Raw genomic sequence first — 8,403 nt, forward strand, 5'->3', positions numbered from 1 at the left:
TTGCCCGCGTCGACTGCGGTGCGGGCTGCCATGTTCTCGCCGGAAACGGCGGTGACCGCGTCGCGGACGAGGGCTCGCCAGGCGAGCGCGGTGCCCCCTGCCCCGAGCTTGGCGCTGACGGGCCAGTCGCTGCCGTAGAGGCAGCGCTCCGGCCCGAACGTCTCGAGCGCGAAGCGTAAGAACTCTGGGGCGCGTTTGGTGAGCAGCTCCGGAGACGAGGCCTCGGGAGCCAACCCGGACAGCTTGACCGCGACGCCGGGCAGCGCCGCAATTCGGCGAATCTGCTCGGCCCAGTCGTGACCTTCGGCGCTGTCGAGCCCCTCGTCCACCGCGGGTTTGCCGAGATGATCGAGGACGACGCGGAGGCCGGGGGAGTCCCTGAACCCCGCCTCGAGGAACGCGGCGAGTTCCGGCAACTGATCCCGGGTGACACAGGCGTCAAAGCTCAGCTCGGCCGCAGCAACCGCCGCGAGCCCGGCCCGAAACGCTGGGTCGTTGAGCGCCCCGGTGGGCAGCCCCTGTAGGTTGTGCCGCACCCCGACCACGAGGGGGATTGCGCGTACCTCGGTGAGGTGGGCGACCAGATCAGGGGAGGTGAGATCCGCCCCCGCGACGATGCCGCGAAGCTCCGGCCAGACCGCGTCGCTCGCCGCTCGAGCCTCGGCCAGGAACTGTTCGGGCACGCACCCTGCTTCGACAAACACCATGCCCGCGTCACCGGGTGCCTCCGTGGCCCCGGGCAACTCGTGCGCTGAGCGGTCGATGTGTTCCGGCAGGTGCGACCGGGTGAGGACGGGGACATCCGCGAGCCAGGGATACCTGAGCCGCCCCGTGTCCCAGACGTGCACGTGGGCGTCGATGAGCGTCATGTCGGCAGCTCCGTTTCGAGAGGCACCTCGCGTTGCGTTGAGAGGGCCCACACGGCGACAAGCGGACTCATGCCCTCCGAGCCCTCGGGGCCGGAGAATCGGCGAACCACGGCACCGATCTGCGCCTGCCAACGCTGATTCGCCGGGTCCGTGTCGAGGGCGGCCATGGCGGCATCAAAGTCCTCGCACTCGACGAGGTGAAAGAGCCGCTCCCCGGAACGCCAGATTCGCCATTCCGAGATGCCAACCCGGGCGAAAGACACGGCCAGGTCCGCGGGAATCCTCGCGTGCTCGCGATCGTACCGCTCAGCGGTGCCCGGCTGGAGCTCGGAGTGCAGTGCGACGATCACGGGGTACCCACGTCCACCGTCTGGTCCCGGTGCACCAACCGGATGACGGCCTTGCTCATCTCGTCGTAGTCGTGCGTATTCGTGACCTCGCCCGTGATGACCAGGTCGCTCATCACCGCGATGCGGTCGACCAGGGTGACGGTCTCGGCGAGGTCACTTGAGATCACGATGACAGCCTTGCCGGCGGTTGCTAGGGCCCAGATCAGTTGATAGAACGCCCCCTTCGTGCGGACGTCGATCCCCACGGTGGGCTCGTCAATGATCAGGATCTCGGTATTCGCGGCGAGCCACTTCCCGAGGGAGACTTTCTGCTGGTTCCCCCCGGAGAGCTGCCCGACGAGCTGATCGCGGGAGGACACCCGGACATCGAGCTCTTGAATATACTCGTCCGCCAGATCTCGTTGGGCCTGCTCGGGTACGAAACCGAAGGCGTTTTGCAGCCGTCGCAACACCGTGACCGTCAGGTTTCGGGACACGCTCTGGTCCAGGAACAGTCCCTCGGACTTGCGGTCCTCCGTGACGTATCCGATCCGGTGCCGTTCGAGGGCGTCGCCGACCGATCGGATCGTGGTGGCGGTGCCGTTGACGAGGATCTGACCCGAGGTGATCCGATCGAGCCCGAGGATGGCCCGGGCCAGTTCGCTGCGCCCGGCGCCCACCAGGCCGTAGAGGCCGAGTACCTCGCCCGGATGCACCGCCAGGTTGATGCCCTGGTGTCCGGTCTGGGTGTCCACGCGGCGCAGCTCCAGCGCGGGAGCCCCCGTGCGGTCCGGGTTCCGGTCGGGGATGTCGAGGCGGGCGAGCGTCCGTCCGACGAGCATGTCCACGATCTCGTCGCGGGTGTAGTCCGCGAGCGGGGCCGACTCGAGCACCGAAGCGCCGTCGCGGAAGATCGTGACGGTATCGCAGTGCGCGAACACCTCCTCGAGCTTGTGGCTCACAAACAACACGGACTTTCCCTGCTCCGTGAGCCGGTGTACGACGCGGAACAGTAGCTCCGACTCGGCCTCGCTAATGGATGCGGTCGGTTCGTCAAGCAGGAGGACCTGGCTCTCGGAATACAGGCCGCGGGCAATCTCAATGAGTTGCGTCTGCGCGGGGGAGAGTAACCGTGTGGGGGTGTCCGGGTCGATCGGGAAATCGAGCATGTCGAGGACGTTCATCGCGCCCTGCCGGACGGCCTTCCAATCGACCAGGCCCGCTTTTTTCGGGGTGTTGCCGAGCACGATGTTCTCGGCGACGGTGAAGTCGGCGATCACGTTGCGCTCCTGGTGCACGACTCCGATGCCGGCTGCCGTCGCCTCCTGCGCGGAGGAGAATCTCTGGGGCTGACCGTTGATGAGCAGCTCTCCCTGGTCGGCAGGCTGGATCCCGGTCAGGATCTTGATGAGCGTGGACTTGCCAGCGCCGTTTTCGCCGAGGAGGGCGTGCACCTCACCGGGACGAACCCGCAGGTTGACCCGGTCCAGCGCGCGCACGCCGGGGAAGGTCTTGGTGACCTCCCGGACTTCGAGGGCGTAGGGGTCGGTCATGGGGTTCCTCCTTGAACAACGGCGCGCACGGCCGCGGTGGGCGGGGCATCGGGCGGCGTGGCCTTCCGGCCGGACTTTGGGGTGCGGCGCGTGGCGCGGACCCGCTCGAGGGCGACCGTGCCGAGGACCACGGCGCCGATCACGAAGTTCACCCAGCTCGGGTCGAGTTGGAAAGCGGCGCGGGCGCTGTCCACGAGACGAATGATCGTGGCCGCGAACACGGTGCCGAGCACCGCGACACCGCCACCGGTGAGCGCGACGCCGCCGATAATGGGAGCGGCGAAGCTGGACAGCATCCAATCACCGCCGACGCTCTTGTTTGCCCCGGGGAGCGAGGCGAGCGCGAGGAAGGCGGCCACGCCGCAGAGCAGGCCGCTCAGCGCGTGCGCGGTGATCAGGCTCCGCCCGTTCGAGATCCCGGTGAGGGTGGCCGCGAGCTCGTTCCCCCCGCTGGCGAGCATGTGCCGAGCGGGCAGCGCGTTGCGGTAGAAGTACGCAAGAAGCCCCGCGATGATGATCGCGAACCAGAAGATCAGCGGGATGCCCAGGGGGCGTGCGGAGCCAATGCTGGCCAGCTCCGGCCAAGCCGATGCGGGGATCGTGCGGGTACCGACGAGCGCGTACTGTGCGCCGGTGAGGATGGTCATTGTGGCCAGGGTCACGATGAAGCCGTTGATTCGGGTGAGGACGACGAGCACCCCGTTGAGGAGCCCGGCGAGGAGACCCACCACAATTGCGACGAGGCCGCCGAGCCAGGCGGGCAATCCGGCGTCGGCCATGAGCACCGCGGCGAAGCACGCGGAGAAACCACCGATGGCCCCGACCGCGAGGTTCAGCTGACCGACCGCCAGCGTGGCCATCTGTGCGAGCCCGATCACGATAGGGATCGCCAGGAACTGGAAGAAGGTCTGCACCGAGTTCGAGGAGAGGAACGTGCCCGAGGACTGAATGGTCAGGAGCACGGCGCCGGCCACGATGACGCCGAGCAGGGAGGCGTTCTGGCTGTGCAGGAAGCGTGACAGTGCGGTTTTCATCGGGTGCTCTCCATCTGCGCGGCGGCGGCGTCGCTGGGCGGGGCGCCCGGCCCGGGCGGTTGCGGTTTCGCGAGGGTCTGCCGGAGCGCGTTGCGCTGGCCCACAACGGTGCGGATCCGGTCGGACGACAGCGCAATCAGCAGGATGAGGCCGAGCAGAATGTTCAGCCATTCGACGCCCACCTGGAAAATCAGCAGCCCCTGGCGGATGACCACGGTGAGGGTGATGCCGAGCATCGTCCCCAGCACCGAGACCGCGCCACCCGTGAGGAGGGTGCCGCCGAGGATCGGGCCGAGGAAGGACTGCAGCATGAAGTCCTGGCCGATCGCGGGGGTAAAGGAGCCGGTGCTGGCGCCGAGCATGATCCCGGCGAGGGCGGCGAGTGCCCCGGAGATCATGTGCACGGTGATCAGCCGCCGGGCCACCGGGATCCCGGACAGCAGCGCTGCCTGATCATTGCTCCCCGTGAGTAGGATTTCCCGGCCGACGCGCATCCGCGAGTATAGGGCGCCGATCAGGATCATGGCGACGATCGAGATCAGCAACAGGACGGGCACACCCTTCGGGCCGCACATTGCACCGATGCAGACCTGATCAAGCGTTTGCCGCCCGAGCTCCGCGAGGCCCGGGGTGTCCACCGAGATGGCCGCGTCCGGGCTCGCCCAGGAGTACACGGTGGGGACGAGGCCCAGCAGCGCGAAGTTCATGGCAAAGGTGACCACGAAGGCGTTGACCCCGGCTCGCGCGATGAGAAGTCCGCAGAGCGCCCCAAGGAGGCTCCCCGCGATGACCCCGGCGATGATGCCGACGACCAGGGGGGCGTCGAAGCGTTGCAGGACGATGCCCGTGGCGAGGGCTCCTGCCGACGCCATGCCGCCAACGGCGAGGTTCATCTGGCCGACCGACAGCGCCATCATCTGGGCGAGCCCAATGACGGTGAAGATCGCGATGTTGGTGAGCATCGGCGCGATCACGAAGTCGGTGGAGTAGAACATGGGCTTCAACGAGCCGATCGTGACAAACAGCACGGTGATCATGATCAGCAGCCCGACGCGGTTGTCGGAGATGATCCGGGTGAAGCGCTTGGCGGCGCTCTGCTCCTGCGCCTGCGGGCGGGCGGCGGCACTCATGCGACGGTCCGGTCGTCGAGGCGGTCGCGGTTCCAGTCGATGCCGAGCCCGGGGGTGTTTGGCGCGATCGCACGCCCGTCCCGGATCTCGAGCTCGGTGTTGGTGACCCCGCGCAGCTGGGGAATGTACTCCACGTATTCGCCGTTGGGCACCGCTGCGGTGAGGCTGACGTGCAGCTCCATCAGGAAGTGCGGGCAGACGGCGACGTTGTAAGCCTCTGCGAGGTGAGCGACCTTGAGCCAGGGGGTGATCCCGCCGATCCGGGCGACGTCAACCTGGACGATGCCGGCGGCACCGCGGTGGAGATAATCGCGGAATTGGGCGATGGAATACATGGATTCGCCCACCGCGACGGGGATGCTGGTGCTTTCGGCGAGGCGCGCGTGCCCGCTGACATCGTCAGCCGGCAGGGGCTCCTCGAACCAGAAGAGGTTGGCGTCCTCGAAAGCGCGGGCGCGACGGATCGCCTCCGCGGAGGTCATGGATTGATTCGCGTCCACCATGAGGTGCATCTCCTGCCCGATTGCCTCGCGGACCGCGAGCAGGCGGCTTCGATCATCGGCGATGTGCTCCTTGCCGACCTTGATTTTTACCCCACGGAAACCCCGTTGCTGGGAGGCGAGCGCGCCCTCCACCAGTTCCTCGGTGCTGAGGTGGAGCCAGCCGCCCTCGGTGTCGTACAGCGGCACCTCGGGTCGGTACCCTCCGGCGAGCTGCCAGAGGGGGGACTGTGACCTGAGCCCGCGCAGATCCCAGAGGGCCGTGTCCACCGCGGCCAGGGCAAGCGACGTGATCGCACCGACCGTGGTGGCGCGAGTGGAGCGGAAGAGCGTCGTCCAGATGTGTTCGACGTTTCGGGAGTCCTGCCCGGGCAGGAGCGGGAGGAGGTGGTCGCGCAGCATAGCGAGCACTGCGCGACCACCCGTGCCAATCGTGTAGGAGTAACCGACGCCGGTGAGGCCCTCGTCGGTGCTGATTTCCACGAGCAGAGTTTCCTGCTTGAGGAAGCTCTGTACGGCATCGGTGCGAACCGTTTCCACCTCGATGTCGACGAGGGCGGCGGTGGCTTGGGTGATCACAGGCATGGTGTTGATTACTCCGAATGGGTCTACTTGCAGGAAAGCAGGTCGTTTGCGAACTGATCCATGAGCTTCTCGGACTCGGCGTCCTGCTCGTCGCCGTAGCTGTCGACGTTGTCCTTGTTGACAATGAAGGAGCCGGAGTCAACGATCACGCCGGGCTCCTTCATGGTGCAGGTGCCCGTCTGCAACTGCGCGAGCGCCCAGGACCCAATGCGGGCCTGGCCGACGGGGTTCTGGACCACGGTGGCGGAGACGGAGCCGTCCTTGATGCCGGCGAGAATCGTCTCGTCGTCATCGATCGCAACGACCTTGATCGGCAGTCCGGCATTCTTCACGGCCGCCGCGGAGGCGACAGCGGGATTGTAAGCGGTGGAGACAAAACCTTGGATTTCGTCTCCCTTCGCGGCGAGGAGGTCAGCGACAGCCTTCTGGGCGGTGGAGAGGTCCTTGTCGATGTCGGTCAGGTGAGGAAGCAGGGTGACGGCGCCGTTGGTTTCTGCCACGGCCTTTTCGACGCCGGCGATGCGGCGCTGCGTGTTTGTGTCCACGTTGTTCCCCGTGCCATGCACCAGGGTGCCCTTGCCGCCCATGGCTTCGATGGCTGCCTGTGCGGCCTTGTAGGCGGCGACCTCGGTGTCGGTCGAGAGGCAGAAGTCTGCGGCGTTCGTGTCGCCGGCAGGGCAGTTCCCGAGGGAAGCAACGGCGAAGCCCTGGTCCTTCAGCTTCGTGAAGGTCGTATTGATGTCAGTGGGCGAGACACTGAAGATGCCGAAGGCATTCGTTCCCTGGGCGGCCAGAGAGTTGACGACCTCGTTCTGCTTGGTCTGGTCCCACTCCGACGTTTCGTTGTACTCGACGCCCCCAAGTTTGAACTCAGTGGCGGCCGCAGGGCCAGCGGTCTTCCAGGGCTGGAAGTACGGGTGTGAACCACCCGGAATCAACGCGACCTGGACGCCGCTCAGGTCCCCGGCAGCGGCCCCCTCGTCGGTGCCGCCGTCGGTTGGGTTTCCGCCTCCGCTACAGGCGCTCAGCACGAGAGCCAGCGCGGCAGCCGCGGCGACGAACGATCCCCGGCGGATGAGTGACGTGTTCATATTGTTCCTCCACATTGAGAAAGGAGCTGCCTGCATGCTCGGCCAAAGCTCGATGGTGTGATGCTCGATACTCCCGGCCAGACATCCGACTAAAGGTTGTGTATCTTGCGTCACAGGGGAGCCTAGCGGGAAAACTCGGCAAAGGCATCCGATGTTTATTAAATCGTATCCGAAACGACATGATTGTCTCGTGGCCGCTCGGTGGCTGATCGGTGCGGGGGTGGCGAAGGCGGGGCGCGCGCATTCGCGAGGGTCGGGCGCGCGGTCTCTCTTTTCGGGCGGGGTTCCGGCCGTAAGAGGGGGCTAGTCCTGGGTGATGGCGCCCCGGAGCCACTCTTCAATGCCCGCGATGTGCGCAAGGGTGAGCGCGGTAGCCAGTTCGCTATCCCCGCGGCGGAGTGCCCCCAGGATGGCCTGATGCTCATCCAGAGTGCGGTCAACCGCCCCCTGCTGGGTGATCCCGCGCCAGACCCGCGCCCGCACCGTGTGGCTGGACAGTGAATCGATGAGGCCGGTGAGGTAGCTGTTGCCGGCGCTGGCCACGATGGCGTGGTGGAAGGAGAGGTCGTGCTCGACCAGCTGTTCGACGGTGGTTGCGGGGCTGACCGCCCGCACTTCGGATTCGAGTCTGTCGACCTCGTCCGGGGTGATCCGACTCGCGGCAAGTCCGGAAGCAGCAGGTTCCAGGATGCGGCGCACGGCGAAGAGCTCCAAGATTGACTGGTCGTTGTGCAGGTCGACAACGAAGGACATGGCTTCGAGGAGGAGCGTGGGGTTCAGGCTGGTGACGTAGGTGCCATCTCCGCGGCGCACGTCCAGGACGCGGATGACCTCGAGAGCTTTGACGGCCTCGCGGAGGGAGTTGCGGGAGAGGCCGAGGCGTTCGCTCAGCTCTTTCTCCGGGGGAAGGCGGTCGCCGGGGTTGAGCTCTCCGGAGACGATCATGTCCTTGATGCGCCCGATTGCTTCGTCTGTGACTGCCATGTCTTGAATCCTATGCTCTCTGATGGTTCGGTCGGCGAGGGGAATGCGTGGCGCGGCATAGCGGCGAGGTCGCGGGAGGAGCATTCGCCGAAGTCCCCATAATAGATCCTATCTTTTTCTCGATTAAATGAAATTTTCCGGGATGATGTGGATAATATGGCCAAAGACCTCCGACCTATCTGAGAAATGAGTGTTCAATGAAGTTCGCCCGGCTCGGCCCCCTCGGCCAGGAAATCCCCGCGCTCGTCACCGACTCCGCGACCTACGACCTCCGCGGCCTCACCGCCGACATCGACGGGGACTTCCTCGCCGGGGGCACCGGGGCCGT

General features: G+C 66.3%; 8 protein-coding genes. All 8 read right to left on the bottom strand.

What is annotated here, in order from left to right; translation table 11 throughout:
- Window positions 1–869 (bottom strand): amidohydrolase family protein (locus OOT08_RS10675; protein ID WP_325092628.1); only part of this gene is annotated, 869 nt, incomplete at its 3' end.
- Window positions 866–1,219, bottom strand: a complete 354-nt coding sequence (locus OOT08_RS10680) for an L-rhamnose mutarotase (RefSeq protein ID WP_325092629.1) — start codon at window positions 1,217–1,219, stop codon at window positions 866–868. The genes OOT08_RS10680 and OOT08_RS10675, both read right to left, overlap by 4 nt.
- Window positions 1,216–2,751 (bottom strand): sugar ABC transporter ATP-binding protein, encoded by a 1,536-nt coding sequence (locus OOT08_RS10685; protein ID WP_325092630.1) that lies wholly within the window; start codon window positions 2,749–2,751, stop codon window positions 1,216–1,218. Before OOT08_RS10685 ends, OOT08_RS10680 begins: the two co-directional genes overlap by 4 nt.
- Complete coding sequence (locus OOT08_RS10690; protein ID WP_325092631.1) at window positions 2,748–3,785, bottom strand: ABC transporter permease; 1,038 nt, start codon at window positions 3,783–3,785, stop codon at window positions 2,748–2,750. The genes OOT08_RS10685 and OOT08_RS10690 overlap by 4 nt, the downstream gene beginning before the upstream one ends.
- Window positions 3,782–4,915: an ABC transporter permease gene (locus tag OOT08_RS10695; RefSeq protein ID WP_325092632.1), complete on the bottom strand. Its 1,134-nt coding sequence runs from the start codon at window positions 4,913–4,915 to the stop codon at window positions 3,782–3,784. The genes OOT08_RS10690 and OOT08_RS10695 overlap by 4 nt, the downstream gene beginning before the upstream one ends.
- A complete protein-coding gene (locus OOT08_RS10700; RefSeq protein WP_325092633.1) occupies window positions 4,912–6,000 on the bottom strand; it encodes a mandelate racemase/muconate lactonizing enzyme family protein in 1,089 nt (362 codons plus the stop codon). Before OOT08_RS10700 ends, OOT08_RS10695 begins: the two co-directional genes overlap by 4 nt.
- Before the next feature lie 23 nt (window positions 6,001–6,023).
- The gene (locus OOT08_RS10705; RefSeq protein WP_325092634.1) at window positions 6,024–7,091 is read right to left on the bottom strand and encodes a sugar ABC transporter substrate-binding protein; all 1,068 of its coding nucleotides are present in this window, start codon (window positions 7,089–7,091) and stop codon (window positions 6,024–6,026) included.
- Between the two features lie 303 nt (window positions 7,092–7,394).
- Complete coding sequence (locus OOT08_RS10710) at window positions 7,395–8,075, bottom strand: FadR/GntR family transcriptional regulator (RefSeq protein ID WP_325092635.1); 681 nt, start codon at window positions 8,073–8,075, stop codon at window positions 7,395–7,397.
- Window positions 8,076–8,403: the final 328 nt, after the last annotated feature.

Source organism: Leucobacter sp. M11, from assembly GCF_035726885.1.
In the GTDB taxonomy this organism is placed as follows: Bacteria; Actinomycetota; Actinomycetes; order Actinomycetales; family Microbacteriaceae; genus JAPFRB01.

Bases quoted from the DNA above. Each gene is read 5' to 3' on its own strand.
- OOT08_RS10710 (WP_325092635.1), bottom strand. From the start codon at position 8,075: ATGGCAGTCACAGACGAAGCAATCGGGCGCATCAAGGACATGATCGTC.
- OOT08_RS10705 (WP_325092634.1), bottom strand. From the start codon at position 7,091: ATGAACACGTCACTCATCCGCCGGGGATCGTTCGTCGCCGCGGCTGCC.
- OOT08_RS10700 (WP_325092633.1), bottom strand. From the start codon at position 6,000: ATGCCTGTGATCACCCAAGCCACCGCCGCCCTCGTCGACATCGAGGTG.
- OOT08_RS10690 (WP_325092631.1), bottom strand. From the start codon at position 3,785: ATGAAAACCGCACTGTCACGCTTCCTGCACAGCCAGAACGCCTCCCTG.
- OOT08_RS10695 (WP_325092632.1), bottom strand. From the start codon at position 4,915: ATGAGTGCCGCCGCCCGCCCGCAGGCGCAGGAGCAGAGCGCCGCCAAG.
- OOT08_RS10685 (WP_325092630.1), bottom strand. From the start codon at position 2,751: ATGACCGACCCCTACGCCCTCGAAGTCCGGGAGGTCACCAAGACCTTC.